Here is a 25,749-nt window from a genome sequence, read left to right as displayed (position 1 = left end):
GGCCGGGCTCGCCTGCGCGGCTCTCGCGCTGCTCGTCTGCACCGTCACGGCACCCGCCTCCGTGCGGGCGGGCCTCGCCGTGCTGGCCTGGATCGCCGCCCTGCGGCCCGGCTCGTGAGCGGGCGCGGCTCCGGCCCAGCCCGCCTCGCTACAGTGACGGCGGCCCGCGCCCGAGCGGGCCGGGAGGACGGCCACGATGGCTCAGACGGACGGTTGGATCTCGACGGCGATCTGGTGGCACGTCTACCCGCTCGGCTTCACGGGCGCCGAGGTGAGCGCCTCGGAGGGTCCGGGTCCGGACGACGGGCCGCAGCACCGCCTCCGCGCCCTGCTCCCCTGGCTCGACGACCTGCTGGCGCTGGGCTGCAACGGGCTGCTGCTGGGGCCGGTCTTCGCCTCCTCCACCCACGGCTACGACACGGTCGACCACTTCCGGGTCGATCCCCGCCTCGGCGACGAGGCAGACCTCGACGCGCTGATCGCCGCGTGCCGCGAGCGCGGGATCCGGGTGCTGCTCGACGGGGTCTTCAACCACGTGGGACGGGAGCACCCCTGGTGGCGTGCCGCGGTCGCGGCCGGCGAGGGCTCCCCCGAGGCGGCGCGCTTCTCCCGCAGCGAGCGGTCGCAGGAGGTCGACGGCCTCCGCGTCGACGTGTTCGAGGGGCACGACGCCCTGGTCGAGCTCGACAACGGGAACCCCGAGGTCGCGGAGCACGTGTCGTCCGTGCTCGCGCACTGGCTCGAGCGGGGCATCGACGGCTGGCGGCTCGACGCGGCGTACGCGGTCGCGCCGGCGGCCTGGCACGCGGCGATCGACCCGGTGCGGCAGCGCTTCCCCGACGCGTGGTTCGTCGGCGAGGTCATCCACGGCGACTACACCGGCTACGTGCGGGAGTCCGGGCTCGACTCGGTCACGCAGTACGAGCTCTGGAAGGCCGTCCGCAACTCCCTCGAGGAGGCGAACCTCTTCGAGCTGGCCTGGTCCCTGAAGCGCCACGACGACTTCGTCCGCGAGTTCCTGCCCCTGACCTTCGTCGGCAACCACGACGTGACCCGGATCGCCAGCGCCGTCAGCGACGAGCGCCACCACGGCCACGCCACGGCGATCCTCGGCTTCGTCGCCGGCGTGCCGAGCATCTACTCCGGCGACGAGCGGGGCCTGCGCGGCGTCAAGGAGGAGCGGATCGGCGGCGACGACGCGATCCGCCCGGAGTTCCCGGCCGATCCCGCCGAGTGGCCGGGCGGAGAGGCCTACCGCGCCCACCAGGAGGTCGTCGCGTTCCGCCGACGGAACCCGTGGCTGGTCGGCGCGAGCACCCGCACGGTCGACCTCTCCAACACCGCCGTGCTGCTCGTGGCGGAGGGCCCGGAGGGACGCACCGCGCGGCTCGCGCTGAACATCGGCGACCAGACGGCGACCATCGGCGGCGTCCAGGTCGCTCCCCACTCCTGGTCGCTGCACGACTGACCCGGCGCGCGGGCGGCCCGGCAGTGCGCGACGGAGCGTCGACCTTCAGGGGCCTGTCCTCTACGCTCGGGCGCATGCCGAGACCTGCACGAGGACCCTCCGACGGACGAGCCGACTCGATCGACGACGCCGGGATGCCGGCGTCCGGACTCGAGCAGGCGTTCGCCGCCCCGGTCGACCCGGAGAGCGACCCCGGACCGGGCGAGAGGAGCGGCCTCTCGAGCCGCATCGCCCAGGAACTACTCGAGGACGGCTTCGGCCTCGACGCGAGCGACGAGGAGCCCCCGCCCCGCGCCGTCGAGATCGACAATCCCGCCCGCGCCGTCGGTGACGATCCCGCCCACCCCGTGCACGGCTCGATGTCCGGCGAGTTCGAGCGCCGCTGAGCCCGGCCGCCGTCGATCGGTCGTCGTGAGCCCGGCGGCACCGCTCCGCCCGCCGGCCGCCGTCACCCCGCCGGTACCGCGCCGCCGGCCGCCGGAGCCGGGTCCGGGCCGCCCGCCTGCAGCTCGGCGAGGAACCCGGGCCGGAGCACGCGCGCCTCGATCGACGCGGCTCCCGAGGTCCAGCCGTCGCCGAGCGGACGCTCGGGCGTGAGCAGCACGTGGCCCGGCGTCCCGGCTCGGCCGAGGACGGCGGCGACCCGGCCCTCCGGATCGTAGAGGGCGTGGTCGACGAGCGGCCCGTAGACGGCGTGCACCGCGAAGTCCTCGCGGCTGCCGAGGAGGACGGGCAGCAGCTCCTCGCCCGGGCGCAGGCCGTGGGGCCACCAGCGGAAGCGCTCGACGAGCTCGTGGCAGGCGGCGCACGAGGGCGAGAAGAAGACGAGGTGCGTCGCCGGGCGGGACAGCTCCTCGAGCGTCAGGAGCTCGCCGGCCACCGTGACGAACGCGAGGTCGGCGGCCGAGAGGTCGCCCTCATGCGCGGGCCCCGGCGCGGACTCCCTGTCGGCTGCGGACAGGCGGGCGGCCGCCCGGACGCGAGCGGCCGTCGACGCCGCACGGCGGTCGCGCACCAGCACGAGCGAGACCGCGGCGAGAGCGGCGGCGAGCCCGGACGCCGCCGCCGAGGCACCGCCGCCGCCGAGCAGCGCGGCCGGAGCGAGCCCGCCGAGCGCCCCGGCTACCGCGAGCGCGAGCAGCACCGCGTTCCTCGCGACGGTGCGTCCGGTCATCCGCGCCGAGCCCAGCCCGCCGAAGCACTCGCAGTCGACGTCCTCCGTCGCGCGGACGGCGCGGACGGCGACGACGAGGAACACGGCGTCGAGGAGCGCCACCGGCACGAGGGCGGCACGGTGCTCCGGAGCGGGCGCCAGCACCACCGCGGCGCCCAGCGCGATCTCGACGACGGGGAAGGCGGCCGCGAACCAGCCGCGGCGCCGGAGGAGGAGGGGGACCCCGAGCGCCTCGAGGCTCGCCCGGAACCGCTCCGTGCGGCCGAGCTTCAGGGCGCCGCTGACGCCGAGCACCGCGCCCGCGCACCACGCGGCGATCGCGAGAACCGCCTCCAGCATCCGTCGCCCTCCTCGCTCGGCATCGACCCGCGCGACGCTACCGGCGCGGACCGGCCTCCCGCGGCCGAGGCGGGGAACGGGGCGGAGACGGCGCGATCCGGCGCGTTCCGCCCTCCGGACGAGCCGTTGCCGGTGCATCCGGTGCCCTGATCCGGCCAGGCGCGGCGCCCCCGGGCTCCCTCCCGGTCCCGGACGGCCGCTCGGCCGTACACTGCGAGAGGATCGGAGGGGTCATGCGGGGACGGCGAGCGCGCGACGAGCGGCACGGCACGGCGACGACCCCGCCTGCGGACGCCGCTCCCCCGGCAGCGGTCCCGGCTCCGGCCCCCTCGGACTCGCCGGACGACGCCTCGGGCGACGTCTCGACCGGGATGCGGATCGCGGCCGCCTGGTCGTGGCGCTTCCTCGCCGTCGCCGGGCTCCTCTACCTCCTCGTGCGCCTCGTCTCGCTGCTGCCCGTGATCGTCGTGCCGGTGCTGATCGCGCTGCTGCTCACCGCGCTCCTCACTCCGCTGCGGAACCGGCTCGAGCGCCTGCGGCTACCCCGCCCGCTCGCGGTCCTGGTCTCGATCGTCCTGATGCTCCTCCTGCTGACCGGCCTCGTCGGGCTGGTGGTCGTGCAGTCCCGCTCCGGCTTCAGCGGAGTGGGGCAGCGCGCCCTCGACGCGGTCGACGGCGTCGAGGCGTGGCTGCGGAGCCCGCCGCTGTCGTTCTCGGACGTGCAGCTCTCGGACTGGGCGCAGCGCGCGGTCGACTGGGCCGACGCGCAGGCGTCGACGATCGCGTCCGGCGCCCTCGCCGTCGGCTCCCAGCTGGCCGAGGTCTTCGCAGGGACCCTCCTCACCCTGTTCTCGCTGATCTTCCTGCTCCTCGACGGCCGCCGGATCTGGCACTGGTTCCTCCGCCTCCTCCCCCGCCGCGCGCGCCCCGCGATGGAGCGCGGCGGCGCCGCCGGCTGGCGGACCCTCAGCCAGTTCGTGATCGCGCAGCTCGGCGTCGCCGGGATCAACGCCGTCGGCATCGGCATCGGCGCGCTCGCGCTGCAGCTGCCGCTCGTCGTGCCGATCGCGATCGTGGTGTTCCTCGGCTCGTTCGTCCCGATCCTCGGTGCGATCGTGACCGGTGCGCTCGCCGCACTGGTCGCTCTGCTGTTCAGCGGGCCCGTCGCCGCGCTGGTGATGGTCGGCGTCGTGATCCTGGTGCACCTGCTCGAGGGGCACGTGCTGCAGCCGCTCATCCTCGGGACCGCCGTGAAGGTGCATCCGCTCGCCGTGGTGCTCGGAGTCGCGACCGGGCTCGAGGTGGCCGGGCTCGCCGGGGCGCTGTTCGCGGTGCCGACCATCGCGACGCTGAACGCGGCGGTCACCGCCATGCGGGCGCGCGCGCCCGGAGCGGAGTGAGCGCGTTCGATCCGGCCGCCCGACCCGGATCGACGGTGCTGCCCGCCCTCGCCTGCCCGGTCTGCGGCGGCGCGCTCGCCCCCGATGCGCTGCCCCGCCCCTCCTCGCTCCGCTGCCCCCTCGGGCACAGCGCCGACCTCGCGCGTCAGGGCTACGCCTCGCTGCTGCGCGGGAGGCACGCGACCTCGGGCGACACCGCGGCGATGGTGCAGGCCCGCGCCGACCTGCTCGGCTCCGGCCACTACCGGGTGATCCAGGACGCGGTCGCCGCGGCCGTCCCCGCCGACGCGCGGCTCGTGGTCGACCTCGGCTGCGGCACCGGGGCGTACCTCGCGGCCGTGCTCGAGGCGCATCCGGCGGCGGACGGGCTGGGCCTGGACCTCTCGGCCCCGGCCGCCCGCCGCGCCGCCCGCGCGCACCCCCGGGCGGCGATCGCGACCGCCGACCTCTGGCAGCCCCTCCCGCTGGCCGACGCCTCCGCCGACGCGCTGCTCACCGTCTTCGCGCCGCGGAACGCCCCGGAGATGCGGCGGGTGCTCCGTCCGGGCGGCGTCGCCGTCCTCGTCACTCCGCGCGAGAGGCACCTGCACGAGATCCGCGAGCGGTTCGGGATGCTCGGCATCGACGCCGGCAAGGCGGAGCGGCTCGACGAGCAGCTGGCGGGGTTCGCGCTCGAGGAGCGCACCGAGCTGGACACGACGGTGCTCATGAGCGTCGACGAGCTGCGCGCCGAGGTGCTGATGGGGCCGAGTGCCCACCACGTGGATCCCGAGGCGCTGGACGCGCGGCTCGCGGCGGTGGAGGGGACGACCGCGGTGACGGTCGCGGTCACCGTGTCGCGCTTCGTGCGCGCGGAGTAGCGGCGGGCGTGCCGCCGGCCCCGCGTCAGTACGTCTCGCGCAGGCGCTCCTGGTCGACCACCGCTTCGCGGTCCGCGAGGCGGCGCAGGCCCGCGAGGGGCTGGGCCATCCGGTGGTTGCCGCGGAGGACCGGCTCGGCCCGGTCGAGGAAGGCCCAGTACCCGGCGGTCACCGGGCAGGCGTTCTCGCCCAGGCGCACCTTCGGGTCGAAGCGGCAGCCGCCGCAGTAGTCGGACATCCGGTTGATGTAGGCGCCGCCCGAGGCGTACGGCTTCGTCGCGACGACGCCGCCGTCGGCGTGCTGGGACATCCCGATCACGTTCGCCGGCATCACCCACTCCGTGCCGTCGACGAAGACGTCCACGAACCAGTCGTTGAGCTCCGCCGGATCCCACCCCCGCTGCAGTCCCCAGTTGCCGAGCACCATCAGGCGCTGGATGTGGTGCGCCCAGCCGTGCCGGTGCACGTCGTCGAGCGTCTCGTGCAGGCAGTTCGCCTCGATGCCGCTCGGGTCGAGAGCGAGCAGCTCGGCGGGCAGCGGCGTGGAGGCGCCGAGCGCGCGGCTGCGGTTCCGGTACTCCGGCCCGAGGTGCCAGAACAGGTTCCAGACGTAGTCGCGCCAGCCGAGGATCTGGCGGATGAACCCCTCCGTCGCCGCGATCGGCGCGCCCCCGGCGGCGTACTCCGCCTCAGCCGCCTCGACGACCGTCCGCGGATCGAGCACGCCGAGGTTCATCGGGGCGCTGAGCAGCGAGTGCGCCATCGTCCAGTCGCCCGAGAGCATCGCGTCCTCGTAGGTCCCGAAGTCGCCCAGGCGCGACGACACGAAGTCGGCGAGCGCCGCTTCGGCCTCGGCGGGCGTCGCGGCGAAGCGGCGCGGACCGTCGGCGCCGACCAGGCGGACCGCCCCCTCGGCCTCCCAGCGCGCGAGGTCGGCGCGCACCTCCTCGTCGATGTCGTCCTCCTCCGGCCACCACGGGTCGGGCAGGCCGAGCCGGGAGGCGCCCTTGGGCGGAGGCTGGCGGTTGTCGTGGTCGTAGTTCCAGCGGCCGCCCTCGGGCTGGTCGCCGCGCATCAGCACGCCGGTGCGCTCGCGGCTCCACCGGTAGAAGTCCTCCAGCAGCAGGCGCTTGCCCGAGCGGGAGAGCGCCCACTCGCGGAAGTCCTCCTCGGCCGTGATGAAGCCGCGGCTGGGCAGAACGCTCATGCCGAGCCTGCGGGCGAGGCGGCGGCCGCCGCGGGTGGGCGGGTCGATCACCTCGAGGTCGTCGCGCCCGGCGAGGGCCTCGCCGAAGGTCTCGGAGCGGACGTACTCGGCGCGGTCCCCGAGCTCGCGGGCGCGGTGGCGGAGCGCCGACAGCAGCAGTTGCGCCTTGGCGCGGTGCATCGGGCGGCGCCCGAACGCCGATCGGGCCTCGACCAGCAGCATCGGACCGCCGTCGTCGAAGGCCGGTCCGAGCTGGCCGATGACGCTCCAGCGGGTGCGAGGGGGTCTGCTCATCCTCGGAGGCTAGGCGGGCGGATCCGGCGCCGGTAGGAGTTGCGCGGCACGGATGTGCAGCCGCCACGTCTTGCACCCCCGCCCCCGATGCAGAAGTCTCGGAGCGAGCGCGGCCGATCCGACCGCGCACCGACGCGACGAAGCGAGGAGGCCGCCATGGCCCACCACGACCACGACAACGAGCACCACGAGGGTCACGAGCACCACGACCACCACGAGGGTCACGACGAGCACACCGCCGGCCACGGCCGTCACGTCGCCGAGGGCACGAGCACCGAGGACACCGAGGGCGGCGAGTACACCTCGACGGAGGGCGTCTCGCACACCGCCGGCGAGGCCGAGGGCAGCTACGTCGACACCTCGGTCAACGAGCAGAGCACCGCCGACAAGGGCAGCTACGTCGACACCAGCGCCGCGGGCACCTCCGCCGAGGGCGAGGGCGAGTACACCGACCGCGACGAGTGACCCGCGCTCGCGCCCGGGCGCCGCGCGTCCCGCCGGGACACCGCGCTCCGGCCGGTGTCCCGGCGGGGAGCCGGCGCCTCGGCGGGACGCGGTGGTCCGTCGGCGCTTCAGGCGGGCTTCAGCGGGGCCGCGGCTAGCCTGGGCTCGCGCGGGCCCCCGCGCGCCGAGCCCGGGGAGGCCGCCATCCGCATCCTGGTCGTCGACGACGAGATCAACCTGCTCCGCGCCCTCGAGACGGGCCTGGAGGCCGAGGGCTTCGCCGTGGACACCGCCACCACCGGCACCGACGCCCTCTGGTACGCGCAGGAGGCCGACTACGCCGCCATCGTCCTCGACCTGATGCTCCCGGACGTCAGCGGCTTCCGCGTCTGCGAGCGGTTGCGCGCCGCCGAGGACTGGACCCCGATCCTGATGCTCACCGCGAAGGACGGCGACCTCGACCAGGTCGAGGCCCTCGACACCGGCGCCGATGACTACCTCACCAAGCCGTTCTCGTTCCCGGTGCTCGTCGCGCGGCTGCGCGCCCTCATCCGCCGCGGAGCCGCCGAGCGGCCCACGGTGCGCGTCGTCGGCGATCTCGTGCTGGATCCGGCGTCCCGGAGCGTCGAGCGGGGCGGAGTCGCCGTGCCGCTGACCGCGCGCGAGTTCAGCGTCCTCGAGTACTTCGTCTCGCGGGCGGGCGAGGTCGTCTCGAAACGCGACGTCCTCGGAGCCGTCTGGGACTTCGACTACGACGGCGACCCGAACATCGTCGAGGTCTACGTCCGCACCCTGCGCAACAAGATCGACCGGCCCTTCGGTCGCGACACCCTCCGCACCCGGCGCGGGGCGGGCTACACGCTGGTGGCCGGGTGAGCCGCCGGAGCCTGCGGACCCGCATCACCGCGGCCGCGACCGCCGTGGTGGCCGCCGCCGCGCTCCTCGGGAGCGTGCTCTTCGTCCTGATCCTCTCCTCCGTGCTCGCCTCGAGCGCCGCCTCCGCCGCCGACGCCGAGGCGGAGCGGGTCGCGGCGCTGGTCGAGCAGGGCGGCCCGGAGGCCGTCCGCGGCTCGGAGGGACTGGTCCAGCTCGTGGTCGACGGGCGGGTGACCGCCGCGGGCGAGGACGCGGAGGACCTCCCTCCGCTCGCGCTGGCCGAGAGCGACGACACGGTCACGGTCGACGTGGACGACGAGGGGGCGGTGGTGGTCGCCGCCCGCGAGCTCGACGACGACTCCCTCGTCGTGGTCGGCGTGCCCGACGAGGGCCGCGAGGAGGCGGTGTCCACGACGATCGGGCTGCTCGCGGTCGCCGTCCCGCTGCTGATCGCGCTGGTGGCGGTGGTGTGCGCCGTCGTCGTCGGCCGGGCGCTGCGCCCCGTGGAGCGGATGCGCGAGGAGGCCGAGGCGGTCACCTCCTCCGCCCTGGACCGCCGGATCGCCGCTCCCGGCTCCGGCGACGAGGTCGACCGGCTGGCGCACACCCTCAACCGGATGCTCGATCGGCTGCAGAGCGGGCAGGAGCGGCAGCGGCGCTTCGTCTCGGACGCCTCGCACGAGCTGCGCTCCCCCGTCGCGGCGCTGCGTCAGACCGCGGAGGTGGCGCTCGCGCACCCGGACCGGCTCGACTCCGCCCGGCTGGCGAGGACGGTCGCGGAGGAGTCGGTGCGGCTCGGCGGGCTGATCGAGGGCCTGCTGCTGCTCGCCCGGGCGGACGAGGCGCGCCTGGCCGTGGCGGCGGCTCCCGTGGACCTCGACGATCTCGCCCTCGGCGAGGTGCGGCGCCTGCGCGACTCCGGAGCCCGGGTCGACGCGAGCGGGATCTCGCCCGTGCAGGCGGTGGCCGACGAGGCCCTGCTCTCGCGGGCGCTGCGGAACCTGGTCGACAACGCGGTGCGGCACCGCTCCTCGCAGCTGGCGCTCTCGACCCGGATCGACGGAGCGGAGGCGGTGCTCGCGGTGGACGACGACGGGCCGGGGATCCCGGCGGCGGAGCGCGAGCGGGTGCTCGAGCGCTTCGTCCGCCTCGACGAGGGCCGGGCGCGCGACGCCGGAGGGTCGGGCCTCGGCCTGGCGATCGTCGCCGGGATCGCCCGGGCCCACGGCGGACGGGTCGTCGTCGGCGACTCGGCGCTGGGCGGCGCCCGGGTCGAGGTACGGGTGCCGCTCGTCCGCTGAGCGGGCGCTTCAGGCTCGCTTCAGCGCCCGACCGCGAGAGTGCTGGAGGCGTCGACGAGCGGCGCCGGGACGGAGCCATCGTGCAGAAGAAGACGAAGATCATCGCCGGGATCGCCGGAGCGGTCGTGCTGATCGGAGCCGGGACGGGCATCGCCTACGCCGCGACCGACGGCTTCGAGGGATCCGACTCCCTCACCGGCAGCGACCTGGACCGCGCGAGCGAGGCAGCGCTCGCCGAGATCGGCGGCGGGACCGTCACCTCGGCCGAGCGCGACGACGACGGCGCCACCGGCTACGAGCTGGACCTGACCGACCGCGACGGCCTCGAGTACGAGGTGCGCCTCGACGACTCCTTCGCCGTCGTGTCCGTCGACCCCGACGACCGCGCCCTCCAGGCCGGCTCGGGCGAAGACGGCGTGCCTGCCGGCGACCCGACCGCCGCCGCGGTGGACCCGGACGACCTCACCGGCGACGACCTCGCCCGCGCGAGCGAGGCGGCGCTGGGCGCCGTCGGCTCCGGGACCGTCACCGAGGCCGAGCGCAGCGACGACGCCGACCACGCCTTCGAGGTGGAGGTCACCCGCGAGGACGGCACGGACGTGGACGTCGAGCTCGACGCCGCGTTCGCCGTGCTCTCGACGCAGGAGTAGCGCTCTAGCGGCCGCCGGGGCCCTTCGCGGCCCCGGGTGCGGCACCGCTGCCCGCGGGGGCGCCGACGCCGGTCGCCGCACCGCGAGCGCCGGGGCCGTTGCCGTTGCCGCCCGCGTTGCCGTTGCCGTTGCCGTTGCCGTTGCCGTTGCCGGGAGCGTTCCCGCTGTTCCCGGGTGCGTCGCCGCTGTTCCCCGGAGCGTCCCCGCTGTTCCCTGGAGCGTCCTCGCCGGGAGCGGCCGGGGTCTCCTCCGCGGGCTCCTCCGGCTCGGTCGGCGTCTCCTCCGGCTCCGACTCCTCGGGCGAGGGGGCGGGGTCGTCCTCGGTCTCGACGGGGGCCGGCGTGTCCTCCGGCTCCTCCTCGACCGGGGTCGTCTCCTCGGGAGCCGGGGCGGTCGTCTCGGCCGGCGCCGGCTCCGGGGCTCCCGCGATCAGGGCCTCGAGGTCGCCGCGGACGACGTCGACCTGCGCCTGCACCGTCGCTGCGCGGTCGGAGCTGACCGAGCCCTCGGCGAGCGCGGCGTCGAGCGCCGACTGCAGCGAGGCGAGCTCGGTGAGAGCGCCCTGGTAGTCGTCGGCCGAGGCCTTCTCGGCGACGGCCACCACCGCGTCGTCGAGGGTCTGGGCGGTGCCCTCGTCGATGCCCTGCGGCGCGGAGGAGCATCCGCTCAGCAGCAGGACCGAGGCGAGCACGGCGCCGGCGGCGCGCAGTCGGAGGCCCCTCACGAGCGGATGCTCTCGCGCAGCTGACGGAGGTGGTCGCCCAGCTCGCCGTCCACCTGCGGCAGTGGCGACTGGGGACCGTCGATCAGGATGATCGCGAGCCCGACGGCGACCGCGACCAGCGCGAGCACCAGCACGATCAGCCACGGGCTCGGGCCGCGGCGCTGCGGAGGGGCGGCCGCGGGGCGGAGCGGAGCCGTGCGCGGCGACGGAGCGGTCTGCGGCGCCGGAGCGGTCCGCGGCGCCGGAGCGATCCGCTCGGTCGCGGTGAAGCGCTGCGTCGGAGCGATCGCCTCCGTGGCCGGGTACGCGTCGGCCGCGAGCCGGCGGGTCGGATCGAGCGCCTCCGTCCGCGTGATCGGCTCGGTCTCGGCCAGCGGCTCCGTCGACATCACCCGGGTGGCGGGGACGTCGGGGACGACGATGGCCGCCGGCGGGGAGTCGCGCCGCGGATCGATCAGGCGGCGTGCCGACTCCGCCACCTGGAGCGCGGCGGGACGCTCGCCGGGCTCGCGCCGCGTCATCGCGGTCAGGAGCGAGGTCCAGCCGCTGCCGAGCGACTCCGAGACCTCGGGGTCGCGGAGCAGGCGGGCGAGCGTGACCTCGATCGCCGAACCCGTGAACGGGCGGCGACCGGTCAGCGACTCCAGGAGCACCAGGCCGAGGGAGTAGATGTCGCTCGCCGAGGTGACCGGGTCGCCGTGCGCCTGCTCGGGGCTGAGGTAGGCGGCGGTGCCGATGAGGGTGCCGGGCGCGGTGATCCGCGTCGCGTCGATGAGGGAGGCGATGCCGAAGTCGGCCAGCTTCGGGCGGAACTCGCGGCTGGTCAGCGGGCTCGGGACGAGCAGCACGTTCGACGGCTTCACGTCGCGGTGCACGACTCCGGCCGCGTGGACCGTGTGCAGGGCCTCGCCGAGGTCGCCCGCCATCGAGGCGACGTCGTTCGGCGCGACCGGGCCCTCGGCGAGCCGCTCGGACAGGCTCGGGCCCTCGGCGAGCTCCATGACCATGTAGGCCTGGCCGTTGGTGTCGTCGCCGCCGTCGTGCGCGTCGTAGAGGGTGACGAGGGCGGGGTGGTTGAGGGCCGCGAGCAGCCGGATCTCGGACGCCTTGCGCTGCAGGTCCTGCGCGTCGTCGATGCCGGGGGCGAACATCTTCAGCGCGACGGAGCGGCCGAGGACGCCGTCTCGCGCCCGGTAGACCGTGGCCATGCCGCCGCGGCCGATGAGCTCCTCGATCGTGTACCGGCCGTCGACCGTCGTCCCGACGATGCGGGTGTCGCCTGTCCGGTGGGATGCCACGGGTCCTCCTCGCGGTCGGCGGCGGGTGTGCCGCGCCCCCCGGTGCGACCGTCGACCCAGGGTAGTACGTCGACCCTGCACGCCGCCCTCCCCCGGCCGGGCTGTCAAGCGGGTGCCCCCGCGCGCGCCCCGACGTAGCGTCGGAGGTCCCGACGAAAGGCGACGACATGGACCAGGACCGCACGGAGCAGGACGACCAGGGCTCGACCATCGGCAAGCCGGACGGGGCGGCGCCCGCCACCTCCTCCGAGAGCGAGACCATCGAGAAGGACATCTCGGAGTCGCCCGGCAGCGAGCGCGAGACCGAGGCCAAGCAGGACTCGGACCCGGCGGAGAGCCGCACCGAGGTCTCCGGCTCGGCCGAGGTGAAGGCCGTGCCCGGCACGGGCGGCCCGGACGACGTGGGCGACGTCGAGGTCGACCCCGACGAGGTCTCGCTGAACGGCAAGCCGTTCCCGGGTCACGCCGGCACGAAGTAGGACGCCCGGGAGGGGCGGGGCCGCGGCTCCGCCCCTCCCGTGCTCTCCGGTCCGCCCACCACCCGTCGTCCGCCCTTGCCCGGAGGTTCCGCTGACCGCGCGGATCGTCCCGCGCCTACCGAGCGAACGGCATCAGGCGACCGGCGTCAGCAGGTCCGGGTCGCGGCGGTCGACCGTGCGGGAGTTGTTCACGCGGCGGTCGACCGGGTGGGCCGTGACGGTCGAGGCCATCGCGACGGACGCCCGGTCGAGGGTGGCGAGCATCTCCTCGGCGGAGGCGAGCGGAGCCGGGTCGAGCCAGGCGTCGCGCACGTCGGGCGTGAGGAACACGGGCATCCGGTCGTGCACCTCGCCGGAGGCGTCGCGCGCCTCGCGGGTGATGATCGTGAAGGAGACGCGCCAGTCGTCGCCCTCCTTGCGGGCCGTGTAGAGGCCGGCCGCGGCGAGGATCGGCTCCTCGCCCTGCAGGAACCAGGGCTGCTTGCCGTCGGCGCGGGTCTCCCACTCGTAGTACCCGCGCATCGGCACGATCGCGCGCTGCTTGGCGAACGCCCCGCGGAACAGGCCGTTCGTCGCGACCGACTCGAGGCGCGCGTTGATCGGCGAGGGCCCCCTGCCCTTCGACCAGGACGGGGTGAAGCCCCAGGACGCGAGCTCCAGCTCGCGCTCCCGCTCGCCGTCGTGGAGCCGCTCGCGCACGATCGGCGCGACGTCGGTGGGAGCGACGCTGTAGTCGGGCGCCCAGTCCTCGGCGCGCCCGCCCGCGGCGACGAACTCGCGGATCAGCTCATCGGTCTCGGAGTCCATCGCGAAGCGGCCGCACATGCGGGACAGGCTACGCCGCACCTCCGACGCCGCGCGAGGCGCGCGGTGCGACCACCCGGGACTTCGCGGACCAGAAGCGCATCAGCGCGCCGGCGAGGATCGAGCCCAGCGCACCTGCGGCGAGGTCGCCGAGCGTGTCCTCGTATCCGACGAAGATCGAGGAGTCGATGAAGCGGTGCCCCGCCCACTCGCCCCACTCCCACAGGACGCCCGCCGTCGTCCCGAAGCAGGCGCAGAGCACGACCGCCGGGAGCAGCGGCCCGCGATCGCCCGCGACGGCCGGCACGACTCCGGCCCGCGCGGCGACGATGTAGGCCACCGCGGCGATCAGCCCGTTGAGCACGCAGTGCACGACCAGGTCCCACTGCGGCCAGGCCTCGTAGAGGCCGAGGACGCTGCTCCAGGACGCCACGAGCAGCGCGAGCCCGAAGAGGGCGTCGAGCGCCGGACGGATGCCGAGGAAGCGCGGCAGCACCAGCCCGATCGCCGCGAGCGCGAGCACCGCCACGTCGACCAGGTCCCAGCCGATCGCGGCCGCCACGATGCTCGCCGCCCCGATCGCGCGGATGCCGTCGGCCGTCCACTCCCCGCGGGTGCGCGGGGGCTCGAGGAAGGTCTCGACGAGGGCGGAGCCGCTCACGGGCTCGTGAAGCGCAGCACGGCCTGGACCGGCTCGTGGTCGGAGGGCGCCGCTCCCCCGTAGCGGACGGCGTTGATCCCGGCGGAGACCACCTCGAACGCGCCCTCGCTGACGAGCAGCCAGTCGATCCGCTTGCCCGGCGCCGGCGCGCGGTAGTTCGAGAAGGTGCTCCACGAGTGGGTGAGGTGCTTCTCCGCCGTCTCCCACGCGTCCGCGAGGCGGCCCTCCTCGAGGATCGTCCGGTAGGGGACGGTGTCGACGTCGGTGTTGGTGTCGCCCATCACGATCGCGGGGCGTCCGAGCTCGAGGACGCGGCGAGCGATCAGCTCGGCGGAGCGCTGGCGCGAGCGCCGCGAGATGTGGTCGAAGTGGGTCGAGATCACGGTGAGCTCGCGGCTGGTCGCGTGATCGGTCAGCTCCGCGATCACGGCGGTGCGCGGGATGCGGTTGCCCCAGCTGCGCGAGCCGGCGACGTCCGGGGTGTCCGAGAGGGCGATCTGGGTCCAGTGCCGGACGGCGTAGCGGCTGCGGTCGACGAAGAGCATCACGCGCTCGCCGCCGCGGTCCGCGTCCCGGCCGAAGCCCATCGCCTCGAAGGAGGAGCCCAGCGCCTCGTGCACGGCGGCCGACTGGTCCGGCAGCGCCTCCTGCACGGCGAGGATCGAGGGGCGCTCCTGCTCCAGCACCCGCTGGACGAGCGGGCGGCGCCGGTCCCACTGGTCGACGGCGCGGGAGGTGAGGCGCGGCATGCGGCGGCGGATGTTGTAGGTCATCACGTGCAGATCAGGCGCCTCGGTCGGGCCGATCAGAGGCGTCGCGTCGGTCATCACTCCACCCTACGGGGGCGGATCGAGGTGCCACGGAGGCTTGCGGTGACCGCTCCCGGCCGCTCTACTTCGGACATGCCCCTCTCCCAGGACCTCTCCGCTCTCGCCGACGAGCGCTTCGTCTCGCTCACCACGTTCCGGAAGTCCGGGGACGCCGTCTCGACCCCGGTCTGGATCGCCCGCGACGGCGACGAGCTGATCGTCACCACTCCCCGCCGCAGCGGCAAGGTGAAGCGCCTCCGCAACGACGCGCGGGTGACCCTCGTCCCCTGCGACCGCCGCGGCCGCGTCTCCGACTACGCGGTGCCGGTCGAGGCCGCCGCGGAGATCGACGCCGACCCCGGCGAGGTGGGGCGCCTGGGCCGCGTGTTCCTGGCGAAGTACCGGCTCGAGTACCGCGTGTTCCTCCTGATCGAGGGCCTGGTCACCCGCGCCGACCGCACCCGCGTGATGCTCCGCGTCTCCGACCGCTGACCCGGCACCGCCCTACACCCCCGGAGGCTCCCGCCGGAAGGCCTGGGGGCCGCCGGACCCGAGGTCTACCGTGGGGCGATCGCCGGTGCCCCTGCGCGCTTCCCGCGCGCGCTCCGGCGGCAGTCAGAAGGAGCACGCAATGAGCATCGGAGCAGGGATCTTCCTCCTCGTCGTCGGCGCGGTCCTCGCCTTCGCGGTGGACGTGCAGGTGTCCGGGATCGACCTGAAGCTGGTCGGCTACATCCTCATGGCGGCCGGAGCGGTCGGCCTGATCCTCGGGCTGGTCCTGCTGACGCGCCGCCGCCAGGCCGTCTCGACCACGCGCTCGGCCGTCGACCCGGCCAGCGGCGAGCAGGTCACCCGCCGCTCGAGCGAGAGCGACGGCCCGCTGATCTGATCGGCGGAACGACGAAGGGCGGGACCTCGCGGTCCCGCCCTTCGTCGTTCACGGCCCTACTCGGCGGGCTCGTCCGGCTCGCCGCCGGAGACGGTGTCGGTGTCGCCGCCACCGGAGGAGGTGTCCGTCCCGGTGCCGTCGGGGAGGTCCTCGGTCTTCTCGGTGTCCTCACCCGTGGTGCGGTCGGTGCTCATGGCGCTCTCCCTTCGCGTCGGCGACCTGCCGACCCTCCCACTCTGCTCCGCCCGCGCCTCGCGGGGCAGGGGGTAGCGGAGGCGGAGGCCGGCGTGGAATGCGCCTACTCCTCGACGACGATGGTGGTGATGACCGGGTTCCGGCGGTGGCGGCGGGTCAGCCAGCGGCCGAGGGTGCGCGTGATCAGCGCCTCCATGGCCTCGAGCTCGACCGGCTTGCCCGCGGCCTGCAGGACGGCGTCGTCGATCGCCTTGCTCGCGTTGGCCTTCCAGCCCGGCTCCTCGACGAAGCCGCGGGTGAAGAACTCGACCGGCTCGCCGAGCGTGCCGCGGTCGAGGTCGGCGATGGCGAGGACCGTGATGGCCCCCTCCTCGGCGAGGACGATGCGGTCGTTCATCGCGTCCTCGGTGGCGACGCCCATCGTGGTGCCGTCGACCAGGATCTGGTCGGCCGGGATGCGCCCGCTGATGCGCGAGCGGCCCTTCACCAGGTCGATCGAGACGCCGTCCTCGATGACGAAGACGTCCTTCTCGTCGATCCCGGTGCGGGTCGCGATCGCCGCGTTCGCGGTGAGGTGGCGCCACTCGCCGTGCACGGGGAGCACCGCGGTGGGGCGGAGGATGTTGTAGCAGTAGGCGAGCTCGCCCGCGCTGGCGTGACCCGAGACGTGCACCTTGGCGTTGCCCTTGTGCACGACGGTGGCGCCCCAGCGGGTGAAGGCGTTGATGATCCGGTAGATCGCGTTCTCGTTGCCGGGGATCAGCGAGCTGGCCAGCAGCACGGTGTCGCCGGGGCCGATGTCGATGATGTGGTCCTTGTTGGCCATGCGCGAGAGCGCCGCCATCGGCTCGCCCTGCGAACCGGTGCAGATCATCACGATCTCGGTCGCGGGGAGCTTCTCGAGCACCTTCATATCGACGACGAGGCCGGCCGGGATCTTGAGGTAGCCCAGGTCGGCGGCGATGCCCATGTTGCGGACCATCGAGCGGCCGACGAAGGCGACCTTGCGGCCGTGGCGCTGCGCGGCGTCGAGGACCTGCTGGATGCGGTGCACGTGGCTCGCGAAGCTGGACACGACGATGCGGCGCGGCGCGGTGCGGAACACCTGGTCGATCGCGGGGGCGAGGTCGCCCTCCGAGATCGCGAAGCCGGGGACGTCGGCGTTCGTGGAGTCGACCAGGAACAGGTCGACTCCCTCGTCGCCGAGGCGCGCGAAGCCGGGGAGGTCGGTGGTGCGCCCGTCGAGCGGGAACTGGTCCATCTTGAAGTCGCCCGTGTGCAGCACGAGGCCGGCCTCGGTGCGGATCGCGACGGCGAGCCCGTCCGGGATGGAGTGGTTCACGGCGAGGAACTCGAGGTCGAAGACGCCGGCGTCGATCCGGTCGCCCTCCTTCACCGGGCGCGTGCGCGGGGTGATGCGGTGCTCCTGCAGCTTCGCGCTGATCAGCGCGAGGGTGAAGGTCGAGGCGATGATCGGGATGTCGCCGCGCTCCTTGAGGAGGTAGGGCACGCCGCCGATGTGGTCCTCGTGGCCGTGGGTGAGGACGATGGCCTCGATGTCCTTCAGGCGCGAGCGGATCGCGGCGAAGTCGGGGAGGATCACGTCGATGCCGGGCTGGTTCTCCTCGGGGAAGAGGACGCCGCAGTCGACGATGAGCAGCTTGCCCTTGTGCTCGAAGACGGTCATGTTGCGGCCGATCTCGCCGAGGCCGCCGAGCGGGGTGATCCGCATGGCGCCCTTCTCGAGGGGCTTGGGCTTGGGGAGCTCGAGGTGGTGGCGGGCGGGCTTGGCGGTTCTGGCGTTTCTCATGCGGTTCTTCCGGGAGGGAGTGGCTGGACGCGGGCGCGCGGCGCAGGGTCCGACCGCGCGCCCGGTCGGGCCGCGGTGATGTGTCGCTCCGGCGCTGTGAGCGCTGTCGGGAGCGGGTGGAGGTGTGCGGGACGGGGCCGGGCGGGGCCGCTCTCAGCGGGCGGTGCCGTCCGTGCGGCGCGCTCTCGCGCACCGACCGTCCCGTACATCCTGCCAGCGTTCCCTGGGTCGCGGGTCCAGGAGGCGGGATCCGGGCCTCGCAGGCGCTCAGGCGCGCGCGTCCTCGACCTCTCGCCGACCCACCGCGTCCTGGCGGCTGCGGAGGAGCTGGCGGCCTGGCGCGCGTGACGGGCGCCGTTCGATGGCTTTACTGCGCTTCACTCGATCTGGATAAAGCACAGTAAGACTCCTGAACCGGCCCGTATGGATGCCGTCGACAATCCCTACACGCCGAATGCGGGAGCGCGACCGGGGATCCTCATCGGCAGAGACGAGCAGACCCAGGCGTTCCGCACCCTGCTGACGCGCCTGCGACGGGGCCGCACGAACCAGTCGATGATCATCACGGGGCTGCGGGGCGTCGGAAAGACGGTCCTTCTCAACGGCTTCCGGACGATCGCCCAGGAGGAGAACGGGGAAGTGATCGAGTTCGAGGCGGTCAAGCACGACGAGGGCCGGTTCCGCCAGGTGCTGGCATCCCAGCTCAAGGCGGCACTCCTCCGCCTGTCCCCCCGCGCGAGATGGACCGACCGCGGGAGGCACGCCGCCGCGGTCTTGAGCGCCTTCGCGGTGTCTGTCGGAGCGGACGGCGAGTGGTCCATTGGATGGGATGTACCGCCGGCAGAAGGAGTGGCCGATCATCGGGATCTCGGACTGGACCTGACGGACGTCCTCGTCGCTGTGGGTGAAGCGGCGGCCGAACAGGGCGAGGGGATCGTCCTGCTCATCGACGAGGTCCAGTTCCTCGACTCACCGCAGCTCGAAGCGCTCATCCAAGCCATCCACAAGACCGTGCAGCGGAGCCTCCCCGTCACGTTCGTCGGTGCCGGTCTTCCGCAGATCGCCGAGCTGGTGGGCGATGCGAGATCGTACGCCGAGCGGCTCTTCACCTTTCCGCGGATCGACTCGCTCGATCACGACGAAGCGGTAGCGGCTCTCCGAGAGCCGGCAGCGGCCGAGGGCGCGGTCTACGACGACGACGCTGTTGAACTCGTAGTCGAGATCACGACCGGATACCCCTCTTTCATCCAGGAACTGGGCTACCAGGTCTGGACGGTGGCTGAGAACGATCGCATCCACCGGGAGGACGTCGAACTGGCGAGGGAGGCCTACGAGGCGAAGCTGGACAGCTCCTTCTTCCGCGTGCGACTCGATCGGGCGAGTCCACTTCAGACCGCGTACATGCGAGCCATGGCGGAGCTCGGACCAGAGCCCCAGAAAGCGGGCGACGTCGCGGCGCTTCTGGAGCGCGCGTCCACTCAGCTCGGATCGGTCCGCGCGGAGCTGATCGGGATGGGGCTCCTGTTCACTCCCGAGCACGGGTACGCCGCGTTCACTGTTCCGGACTTCGACCGGTTCATGAAGCGTGCAGTCCCCGTCTTGGAGGTGCCTCCCGTCGTGAGCCGGGGAGCCCGTCGAGCACCCGCCACCGAGGTCTGAGCCAGGCCGCACCCGTTCACGGCCGCCCGGCGTCAGGACTCGTCGGCCTCGAAGCGCAGGGACCGGTCGGCCACCGGCAGCCCGGAGTCGCGCACGGCGGCCTCGATCGCGGCGTGCCCGCCGTCGGGCGCGACGATCCGCAGGCCGTCCTCGGTCGCCCAGTAGGCGGTGACGCCGTGCTCCTCGACGAGGGTCGTGAGCAGCGCGGCGGTCCGCTCCTGCTCGCCGGGACCGACGGTGATCGCGGCCCAGGGACCGGAGATCTCGACCGGGGCGCCCCGCTCCGCGCCCGCAGCGTCCCGCAGGTCCTCCGCCGCCCGGACGATCGGGAGCAGCGCGGGCAACCCGCCGGAGACGTCCTCGAAGGAGTCGAGGGCGAAGGACCCCTCGCGGAGCGACGCGTGCAGCTCCAGGTCGCGGCCGAGCCCGTCGATCCGCTCGAGCAGGGCCGACGCGTCGACAGCGGGAGCGGGGCACGCGGCGGTCGGCTCCTCCGCGCCCGCGAAGGAGAGGGTGTTCCCGCCTGCGGACGTCGCCCGGAACGACCACAGCACCGGATCCGCGTACTCGGTCGCGCAGGCCGTCGCGAGGGCGTCGGCGAGCGCCGGCTCCTCGACCGCGACCCCGACCCACGAGGTCGGCGGGCCGAACGCCGGCGCCTCGACCCAGCGCTCGGCGCCGTCGAGGGAGACTCCGGGCACCGCGGCGACCTCGCTCGTCAGACGGTCGAAGCCGGCGTCGGGCCGTGCGAACGGCGTCTCGTCGATCGTCCAGACGAGGAGCGTCAGCCCGCCGGCGGCGAGGGCCGCGGCGAGGACGCCGGCGACGGGAAGGAGGAGGCGACGGGACACGCCCCCATCCTCGCTCCCCTCCTCCGCGGCGTCACGTGGACATCGGGTGAACGGACGGTGCGTCGGCGTCGACGGCTCCCGCCCGCGGCCCGGCCCGCGCCGCTACTGCCCGGCGCCCATCCCGCCGTCGATCCGGTACTGGGCGCCCGTGACGAACGAGCTCTCGTCCGAGGCGAGGAAGAGCACCAGCGCGGCGATGTCCGAGGCCTCGGCGCAGCGTCCGAGCGGGATCCCGGCCTCGTAGGCGGCACGCTGCTTCTCAGCGTCGCCGCCGCCCGCCTCGATCGAGCGCATCATCCGCGTGTTCACGGGCGACGGGTGGATCGAGTCGACCCGGACGCCGGTGCCCGCGACCTCGAGGGCCGCGCTCTTGGTGAGCCCGGCGACCCCGTGCTTCGAGGCGACGTAGGGGCTGAGGCCCGGGGCGCCGTCGAGCCCGGCGACGGAGGAGGTGTTGATCACGCTGCCCCGCCCCTGCTCGATCATCCGCGGCAGCACGGAGCGGAGCCGGTGCCGACCCGCTCCCAGCACGCTAGGCGGCCGCCGGCCGCCTGCCACGGGGGTCGACCTCCGCGGGGGGCAGGGGTTACCGGCGCAGTCCCGAGACGAGCGCGAGGAGCCCGTCCATCGACTCGACGACGAGGGGCGGGAGGTCGCCGCGCTCGGCGACGAAGGCGATCGGGGTGGTCGCGACGACGTGCCCGGCGAGCTCGCCGTCGACGTGCACGACCAGGAGGCCCGCCCCCTCGGCCTCGGGGGTGCCGACCACGACCTCCCGCTCGCCGAGGAAGCCGGTGCGCGGTTCCGTCCGGGCGGTGCGGATCCACGCGGGCAGCGGCTCCTCGGCGACGTACCTCGAGAGCGCGTCCTCGAGCGACGGGCAGGTCACGTCCTCCTGCGGCAGCCCGAGGCGGTGCGCCTCGAAGCCGCCGTCGACCGGCGTGATGAAGCCGAGCACGGCCTCCGGCTCCCGCGGGTCCTCGGTGCGGGCGCGGACACGCCAGCCGTCGTCGCCGACCGGGTCGAGCTCCACGTCGTCGACGGTCGCGGGCAGTGCTGTGCGGATCACGGGTGGTCCTTCCTCGAGGGACCGTCCAGTCCACCGGACGGCGGAGGGTGCGTCACCGGGGTTGACGACGGTCGCACCACCCGCATCGAGCACGCCCGCTCCGGACGCGTCCGACTGCTCCCGCTCCGGCACAAGGCCCAGCGCGCGGGCCGCCGTCTCCGCTTGACTGGGGGCGACGCGCCGACCCTCGGCGCACCCGGGAGGCGACATGGCGAACCACCGTTTCGAGCTGCGGTCCGGCCGCGGGATGGGCGTCTCGGCGGCGGGCGATCCCGTCGCCGACCGGCTGGTGGTGTTCTGCCACCCCACTCCCGGAGCCGGCGGCTTCGACCCCGACCCCACTGTCACCGGCCCCTGGGGCCTGCACCTGCTGATCCTCGACCGCCCCGGCTACGGCGCCTCGGACCCGGTCGACGCCGCTCACGGCCGCGTCGAGGACCGCGCGGACGACCTCGCCGAGTACCTGCGCCGCTCCGAGCGCACCGCCCGCATGGTCGAGGGCGCCCGCTTCGGCAGCGTCGGCGTGGTCGGCTGGGGCTCCGGCGGCGCGTTCGCGCTCTCGCTCGCGGCCCGGCACCCCGACCTCGTGGACCGCCTCGCGCTGGTCGGCACCCCCGCGCCCCCGCGGGCCGGCGTGATCGTGCACCCCACCAGCGCGTGGGAGCGGCGCGAGACCCTCCGCGGGGAGGACGCCGACGCGATCGCCGCCGCCCTCCCGCAGACGCAGCCGGGCCTGGACGCGCTCGGGATCGACTCCGACGACCCGGTGCTCACTACCCACGGCGGACTGCGCAACCGGCTGGAGCGGATGCTCGCCGAGGGCTGGCGGCAGGGCCCGAGCGGCGCCGCGACCGACCTCGCGGCCCTCCGCGACGGCTCCTGGGCCGACGACCTCGACCGGGTGACCGCCGAGACGCTCCTGGTCCACGGCGACGCGGACCCGGTGGCGAGCGCCGAGGACGGCCGCTGGTACCGCGGCCGCCTCGCGCGGGCGCGCACCGTGACGGTCGACGGAGCCGGCCGGCTGGCGCTGGTGCGCGAGTGGCGCCGGATCCTCGACCACGTCGCTCCGCTCGAGCGCGGGGCGGAGGGCCGATGAGCGGCCTGGGCGCGGGCCCGCTCGTGCTCGTGTCGGCGATGGCGGTCTCGGGAGTCGTCCACCTGGTGCACCCGCGGACCTTCGACGCGGTGGTCCCGCGAGGGATGCCCGGCTCGGCGCGCGGATGGGTCCTCGTCTCGGGAGCGGCGGAGCTGGTCTGCGCGGCCGCGACGCTGCACCCGCGGACCCGCGCGGCCGGCGGTCTCGCCTCCGCCGCCCTGATGGCCGCCGTCCTCCCCGGCAACGTGCAGATGGCGCGGGACGCCCGTCGGCCCCGGACCCGGGTGATCACGCTGCTGCGCCTCCCGCTCCAGATCCCGCTCGTGCTCTGGGGTCTTCAGGCGGCACGCAGCCGCTGACGCAAGCCCGCGCGGGCGCGGATCGCCCGCTGCTACCGTCCAGGCATGACCGACCAGAGCGCGGACGACCGCCACGACCAGCTGACCAGCGCCCCGAAGGCGACGGAGGCCGACGCGGCCCCGCGCATCGAGGTCTCCACCACCGAGGCCGGCGACACCCGCATCGACATCCGCGAGGACGCCGCCGTGCGACCGGGCCGTGTCGACGAGAACGGCGACGAGCTCGACGAGAGCCGCGACGATGCCTGAGCGCCGCCGCGCCGCCCTCGTCTACAACCCCGTCAAGGTCGACCTGGAGTCCGTGAAGGCCGCTGTGAAGCGCGCCGAGGAGGCCGCCGGCTGGGAGGAGACGCTCTGGTACGAGACCTCCGTCGAGGACCCCGGAGCCGGTCAGACGAAGGAGGCCCTCGCCGCGGGCGCCGACGTCGTGATCGCGGCCGGCGGCGACGGGACGGTCCGCGTCGTGGCGGAGGCCCTCCGCGGCTCCGACGCCTCGCTCGCGCTGCTGCCCTCCGGCACCGGCAACCTGCTCGCCCGCAACCTGAACCTCACGCTCGACGACATCGACAACTCCCTGACCGTCGCGTTCTCCGGACAGGACCGGGCGGTCGACGTCGGGATGATCGACATCGAGACCTCCACGGGCCGCGACCGCCACGCCTACGTCGTGATGGCGGGCCTCGGGATCGACGCGAAGATGCTCGCCAACACCGACGACGACCTCAAGAAGCGGGCCGGCTGGCTCGCCTACGTGGACGCGCTGCGGAAGGCCCTGCTCGACAAGAACCAGCTCGAGTTCCGCTACCGCCTCGACGGCTCCAAGACCCGCAAGGTGCACGCGCACACGATCATCGTGGGCAACTGCGGCGCCCTGCCGGCGAACATCCTCCTGCTGCCGGACGCGGCCGTCGACGACGGCGAGTTCGACATCGTCCTGCTGCGCCCCGAGGGCTTCTTCGGCTGGGTGCAGATCATCTTCAAGGTGGTGTGGGAGAACGGCGTGCTCCGCCGCAGCGGCGTCGTCGGCAAGAAGCTGATGGGCCTGACCAAGGAGGTGTCGGCCCTGCGGTACGTGAAGGGCCGCGACCTCACGGTCCGCCTCGAGCACGCGCAGGAGATCGAGCTCGACGGAGACCCGTTCGGCTCGACCTCGGCGTTCCGCACCTGGATCGAGCCCGGCGGGCTGACGGTGCGCGTCCCGGCGTAGCGCCGGCGGCCGGGCGGATCCGCCCGGTCCGCCTCCCGCCGGGAGAGAGGATCGTCATCCCTCCCGGCGGAGGCGTCTGCTCCGAGCAGGGCGGTGCAGTGCGGCTTCGGGTACCGCACCCCATGCACCTGCATGAACACGGCGACTGTAGTGCGGAATCCGTCGCCGCCGCAACGATCCGCGGGGCTCCGGCGGCTCGAATGGGTAATTCCACCGTGCGATGCTCCGTCGCCGCGACGGATTCCGCAGCTGACTCGCCCCGGCAGGAGCGTGATCGCCCGTCCGTCGATCGACGGGGCTTCTCCTCAGCACGGTGCCGACACGCGCACGAAACGCCCGCCCGCTAGCGTGCGGACATGACATTCCGTGCGTCAGCCGCGCTCAGCGCGCTCGTGGCCTCCTCCCTCCTCCTCGCACCCGCCGCCATCGCCTCCCCCGCCGCCCGCGCGGGCGCCGTCGACGGGGGCACCAGCGCCGGCGATCCCTACTTCCCCGGCCTCGGCAGCAGCGGCTTCGACGCCCTCACCTACAGCCTCGTCCTGAAGTACGATCCGGCGACCCGGGCCCTCGGCGGCAGGGCCGTGGTCACCCTCGCGCCCCAGAAGGACCTGCGCTCGCTCTCCTTCGATCTGACCGGCCTCACCGTCTCGAAGGTCACCGTCAACGCCGGGGTCGCCCGGTTCTCGCAGTCGGGGGACGAGCTGACCGTCACGCCCGCCCGGACCCTCCGGAAGGGCCTGCCCGCGCTGGTGAGCATCGACTACGCCGGGACCACCGGGAACCCCGTCGACGGCACCGGGGCCCCCTTCGGCTGGTGGTCGACGGACGACGGCGCCCTGGTCGCCAGCGAGCCGGACGGCGCCTCGACCTGGTACCCCGTCAACGACTCGCCCGCCGACAAGGCGCGCTACACCTTCAGCATCACGGTCCCGGAGGGCCGGACGGTGGTCGCGAACGGCCTGCCGGTCGGCTCCCCCACCACGTCGAAGGGGTGGACGACCTCCCGCTGGGTCGAGACCAGCCCGATGGCGAGCTACCTCGCCATGGTGAACATCGGCGACTACGACCTGGTCCGCTCCACCCAGGGCGGCGTGACGACCATCGACGCGATCGACCGGGACATCACCGGCGACACCCGCGCCCGCACCGAGGCGGCGCTCGCGAAGCAGGGCGCGATCATCGACTACTTCTCCTCCGTCTTCGGCCCGTACCCGTTCCGCTCGGCCGGAGCCGTGGTCGACGACGAGCGGATCGGCTACGCCCTCGAGACCCAGGGCCGCTCGTTCTACTCCGGCGGCGCGGACGAGTCGACCGTCGCGCACGAGACCGCGCACCAGTGGTACGGCGACAGCGTCACTCCGGAGACCTGGTCCGACATCTGGCTGAACGAGGGCTTCGCGACCTACGCCGAGTGGCTCTGGGAGGAGCACACCGGCGGCGCGAGCGTCACCGAGTCCGCCGCCCGGGTCGCCGCCGCTCCCGCCGACGACCCGTTCTGGTCGACCGCCGTCGCCGACCCCGGAGCCGCGGGCCTCTTCGACGCGCCCGTCTACGCCCGCGGCGGCCTGACGCTCGTCGCCCTCCGCGACCGGATCGGCGCGGACGCGTTCGGCGTGCTGCTGAAGCGCTGGGCCTCCGAGAACCGCTACTCGAACGCGACGACCGCCGACTTCCAGGCCCTGGCCGAGAACGTCTCCGGCTCCGACCTGGCGGACTTCTTCGACACCTGGCTGCGCACGCCGGAGAAGCCCGCCGGTCTCTGACCCCCGGATCGCCGCGGCGCGGCCGGGGTGTCAAGGAGGGACGGCAGGTCGGCCCGAGCC

General features: G+C 74.3%; 29 protein-coding genes. 17 read left to right on the top strand and 12 right to left on the bottom strand.

From position 1 onward, the window contains the following. Positions 1-196 precede the first annotated feature (196 nt). Together C5D04_RS05040 and C5D04_RS05035 are read left to right on the top strand one after the other, a co-directional pair. The gene (locus tag C5D04_RS05040; protein ID WP_104347331.1) at positions 197-1,468 is read left to right on the top strand and encodes an alpha-amylase family glycosyl hydrolase; all 1,272 of its coding nucleotides are present in this window, start codon (positions 197-199) and stop codon (positions 1,466-1,468) included. Between the two features lie 74 nt (positions 1,469-1,542). Further along, the gene (locus C5D04_RS05035; protein WP_146083689.1) at positions 1,543-1,854 is read left to right on the top strand and encodes a hypothetical protein; all 312 of its coding nucleotides are present in this window, start codon (positions 1,543-1,545) and stop codon (positions 1,852-1,854) included. Positions 1,855-1,916: 62 nt separating this feature from the next. On the opposite strand, the gene C5D04_RS05030 is transcribed toward C5D04_RS05035, so the two are convergent. Then, positions 1,917-2,981, bottom strand: a complete 1,065-nt coding sequence (locus C5D04_RS05030; RefSeq protein WP_104347330.1) for a MauE/DoxX family redox-associated membrane protein — start codon at positions 2,979-2,981, stop codon at positions 1,917-1,919. 233 nt (positions 2,982-3,214) lie between these two features. On the opposite strand from C5D04_RS05030, the gene C5D04_RS05025 reads away from it, so the two are divergent. Together C5D04_RS05025 and C5D04_RS05020 are read left to right on the top strand one after the other, a co-directional pair. Continuing rightward, positions 3,215-4,381: an AI-2E family transporter gene (locus C5D04_RS05025; RefSeq protein ID WP_104347329.1), complete on the top strand. Its 1,167-nt coding sequence runs from the start codon at positions 3,215-3,217 to the stop codon at positions 4,379-4,381. After that, a complete protein-coding gene (locus tag C5D04_RS05020; protein WP_104347328.1) occupies positions 4,378-5,241 on the top strand; it encodes a methyltransferase domain-containing protein in 864 nt (287 codons plus the stop codon). Before C5D04_RS05025 ends, C5D04_RS05020 begins: the two co-directional genes overlap by 4 nt. A gap of 25 nt (positions 5,242-5,266) precedes the next feature. Here the strand turns inward: C5D04_RS05020 and C5D04_RS05015 are convergent, their stop codons facing one another. After that, positions 5,267-6,742: a cryptochrome/photolyase family protein gene (locus C5D04_RS05015; RefSeq protein WP_104246940.1), complete on the bottom strand. Its 1,476-nt coding sequence runs from the start codon at positions 6,740-6,742 to the stop codon at positions 5,267-5,269. 156 nt (positions 6,743-6,898) lie between these two features. On the opposite strand from C5D04_RS05015, the gene C5D04_RS18135 reads away from it, so the two are divergent. The 4 genes from C5D04_RS18135 (at position 6,899) to C5D04_RS04995 (ending at position 10,013) form a co-directional block, all read left to right on the top strand. Further along, positions 6,899-7,207: a hypothetical protein gene (locus C5D04_RS18135; RefSeq protein WP_181027115.1), complete on the top strand. Its 309-nt coding sequence runs from the start codon at positions 6,899-6,901 to the stop codon at positions 7,205-7,207. 183 nt (positions 7,208-7,390) lie between these two features. Continuing rightward, a complete protein-coding gene (locus C5D04_RS05005) occupies positions 7,391-8,062 on the top strand; it encodes a response regulator transcription factor (RefSeq protein ID WP_104222956.1) in 672 nt (223 codons plus the stop codon). Beyond that, positions 8,059-9,363 (top strand): cell wall metabolism sensor histidine kinase WalK, encoded by a 1,305-nt coding sequence (locus tag C5D04_RS05000; protein WP_104347327.1) that lies wholly within the window; start codon positions 8,059-8,061, stop codon positions 9,361-9,363. Before C5D04_RS05005 ends, C5D04_RS05000 begins: the two co-directional genes overlap by 4 nt. Before the next feature lie 80 nt (positions 9,364-9,443). Beyond that, positions 9,444-10,013, top strand: a complete 570-nt coding sequence (locus C5D04_RS04995; protein ID WP_104347326.1) for a PepSY domain-containing protein — start codon at positions 9,444-9,446, stop codon at positions 10,011-10,013. 4 nt (positions 10,014-10,017) lie between these two features. Here C5D04_RS04995 and C5D04_RS04990 read toward each other — a convergent pair whose 3' ends face one another. Then, positions 10,018-10,737: a hypothetical protein gene (locus C5D04_RS04990; protein ID WP_104347325.1), complete on the bottom strand. Its 720-nt coding sequence runs from the start codon at positions 10,735-10,737 to the stop codon at positions 10,018-10,020. Beyond that, the gene (locus tag C5D04_RS04985) at positions 10,734-12,035 is read right to left on the bottom strand and encodes a serine/threonine-protein kinase (RefSeq protein WP_104317295.1); all 1,302 of its coding nucleotides are present in this window, start codon (positions 12,033-12,035) and stop codon (positions 10,734-10,736) included. Before C5D04_RS04985 ends, C5D04_RS04990 begins: the two co-directional genes overlap by 4 nt. A 167-nt stretch (positions 12,036-12,202) precedes the next feature. Here C5D04_RS04985 and C5D04_RS04980 point away from each other — a divergent pair, with 167 nt between their 5' ends. Beyond that, positions 12,203-12,514, top strand: a complete 312-nt coding sequence (locus C5D04_RS04980; RefSeq protein ID WP_104222919.1) for a hypothetical protein — start codon at positions 12,203-12,205, stop codon at positions 12,512-12,514. A gap of 132 nt (positions 12,515-12,646) precedes the next feature. On the opposite strand, the gene C5D04_RS04975 is transcribed toward C5D04_RS04980, so the two are convergent. Genes C5D04_RS04975 through C5D04_RS04965 form a run of 3 tightly spaced genes read right to left on the bottom strand, consistent with a single transcriptional unit; the run spans position 12,647 to position 14,806 of the window. Continuing rightward, positions 12,647-13,339, bottom strand: a complete 693-nt coding sequence (locus C5D04_RS04975; RefSeq protein WP_104347324.1) for an SOS response-associated peptidase — start codon at positions 13,337-13,339, stop codon at positions 12,647-12,649. 10 nt (positions 13,340-13,349) lie between these two features. Then, positions 13,350-13,979 carry a hypothetical protein gene (locus tag C5D04_RS04970; protein ID WP_104233061.1) on the bottom strand — a complete coding sequence of 210 codons (630 nt, stop codon included), beginning with the start codon at positions 13,977-13,979 and terminating at the stop codon, positions 13,350-13,352. Next, complete coding sequence (locus C5D04_RS04965; RefSeq protein ID WP_104233060.1) at positions 13,976-14,806, bottom strand: endonuclease/exonuclease/phosphatase family protein; 831 nt, start codon at positions 14,804-14,806, stop codon at positions 13,976-13,978. Before C5D04_RS04965 ends, C5D04_RS04970 begins: the two co-directional genes overlap by 4 nt. Before the next feature lie 75 nt (positions 14,807-14,881). On the opposite strand from C5D04_RS04965, the gene C5D04_RS04960 reads away from it, so the two are divergent. Both C5D04_RS04960 and C5D04_RS04955 read left to right on the top strand, forming a co-directional pair. Continuing rightward, positions 14,882-15,280: a PPOX class F420-dependent oxidoreductase gene (locus C5D04_RS04960; protein ID WP_104233059.1), complete on the top strand. Its 399-nt coding sequence runs from the start codon at positions 14,882-14,884 to the stop codon at positions 15,278-15,280. 139 nt (positions 15,281-15,419) lie between these two features. After that, the gene (locus tag C5D04_RS04955; protein WP_104222924.1) at positions 15,420-15,677 is read left to right on the top strand and encodes a DUF6458 family protein; all 258 of its coding nucleotides are present in this window, start codon (positions 15,420-15,422) and stop codon (positions 15,675-15,677) included. A gap of 56 nt (positions 15,678-15,733) precedes the next feature. On the opposite strand, the gene C5D04_RS18130 is transcribed toward C5D04_RS04955, so the two are convergent. Together C5D04_RS18130 and C5D04_RS04950 are read right to left on the bottom strand one after the other, a co-directional pair. Then, on the bottom strand, positions 15,734-15,871 hold the full coding sequence (locus C5D04_RS18130) for a hypothetical protein (RefSeq protein ID WP_159940924.1): 138 nt from the start codon (positions 15,869-15,871) through the stop codon (positions 15,734-15,736). 104 nt (positions 15,872-15,975) lie between these two features. Then, positions 15,976-17,682 (bottom strand): ribonuclease J, encoded by a 1,707-nt coding sequence (locus C5D04_RS04950; protein ID WP_104222925.1) that lies wholly within the window; start codon positions 17,680-17,682, stop codon positions 15,976-15,978. A 423-nt stretch (positions 17,683-18,105) separates the two neighbouring features. Here C5D04_RS04950 and C5D04_RS04945 point away from each other — a divergent pair, with 423 nt between their 5' ends. Further along, entirely contained in the window at positions 18,106-19,341 is a 1,236-nt protein-coding gene (locus C5D04_RS04945; protein WP_104347323.1) for an ATP-binding protein, read from the top strand. Between the two features lie 32 nt (positions 19,342-19,373). Here the strand turns inward: C5D04_RS04945 and C5D04_RS04940 are convergent, their stop codons facing one another. From C5D04_RS04940 to C5D04_RS04930, 3 genes are all read right to left on the bottom strand, one after another. Next, a complete protein-coding gene (locus tag C5D04_RS04940; protein ID WP_104233057.1) occupies positions 19,374-20,192 on the bottom strand; it encodes a hypothetical protein in 819 nt (272 codons plus the stop codon). A 102-nt stretch (positions 20,193-20,294) separates the two neighbouring features. After that, on the bottom strand, positions 20,295-20,690 hold the full coding sequence (locus C5D04_RS04935) for an SDR family NAD(P)-dependent oxidoreductase (protein WP_258068834.1): 396 nt from the start codon (positions 20,688-20,690) through the stop codon (positions 20,295-20,297). Between the two features lie 88 nt (positions 20,691-20,778). After that, positions 20,779-21,261 carry a hypothetical protein gene (locus tag C5D04_RS04930; RefSeq protein ID WP_104226109.1) on the bottom strand — a complete coding sequence of 161 codons (483 nt, stop codon included), beginning with the start codon at positions 21,259-21,261 and terminating at the stop codon, positions 20,779-20,781. A 208-nt stretch (positions 21,262-21,469) separates the two neighbouring features. Here C5D04_RS04930 and C5D04_RS04925 point away from each other — a divergent pair, with 208 nt between their 5' ends. The 5 genes from C5D04_RS04925 to C5D04_RS18125 all read left to right on the top strand — a co-directional run bounded on the left by C5D04_RS04925 (position 21,470) and on the right by C5D04_RS18125 (position 25,689). Next, positions 21,470-22,360: an alpha/beta fold hydrolase gene (locus C5D04_RS04925; protein ID WP_104347322.1), complete on the top strand. Its 891-nt coding sequence runs from the start codon at positions 21,470-21,472 to the stop codon at positions 22,358-22,360. Further along, on the top strand, positions 22,357-22,719 hold the full coding sequence (locus tag C5D04_RS04920) for a hypothetical protein (RefSeq protein WP_181068405.1): 363 nt from the start codon (positions 22,357-22,359) through the stop codon (positions 22,717-22,719). Before C5D04_RS04925 ends, C5D04_RS04920 begins: the two co-directional genes overlap by 4 nt. Positions 22,720-22,764: 45 nt before the next feature. Further along, positions 22,765-22,968, top strand: coding sequence for a multidrug transporter (locus C5D04_RS04915; protein ID WP_104222930.1), 204 nt, complete (start codon positions 22,765-22,767; stop codon positions 22,966-22,968). Further along, on the top strand, positions 22,961-23,926 hold the full coding sequence (locus C5D04_RS04910; protein ID WP_104267189.1) for a diacylglycerol kinase family protein: 966 nt from the start codon (positions 22,961-22,963) through the stop codon (positions 23,924-23,926). Before C5D04_RS04915 ends, C5D04_RS04910 begins: the two co-directional genes overlap by 8 nt. 356 nt (positions 23,927-24,282) lie before the next feature. Then, the gene (locus C5D04_RS18125; protein ID WP_104333223.1) at positions 24,283-25,689 is read left to right on the top strand and encodes a M1 family metallopeptidase; all 1,407 of its coding nucleotides are present in this window, start codon (positions 24,283-24,285) and stop codon (positions 25,687-25,689) included. The last annotated feature ends 60 nt before the right edge of the window (positions 25,690-25,749 follow it).

The organism is Rathayibacter sp. AY1D2, assembly GCF_002932695.1.
Taxonomy (GTDB): domain Bacteria; phylum Actinomycetota; class Actinomycetes; order Actinomycetales; family Microbacteriaceae; genus Rathayibacter.
Note: the sequence above shows the minus strand (reverse complement) of the source record. Positions and strands in the feature narration are given on the sequence as shown.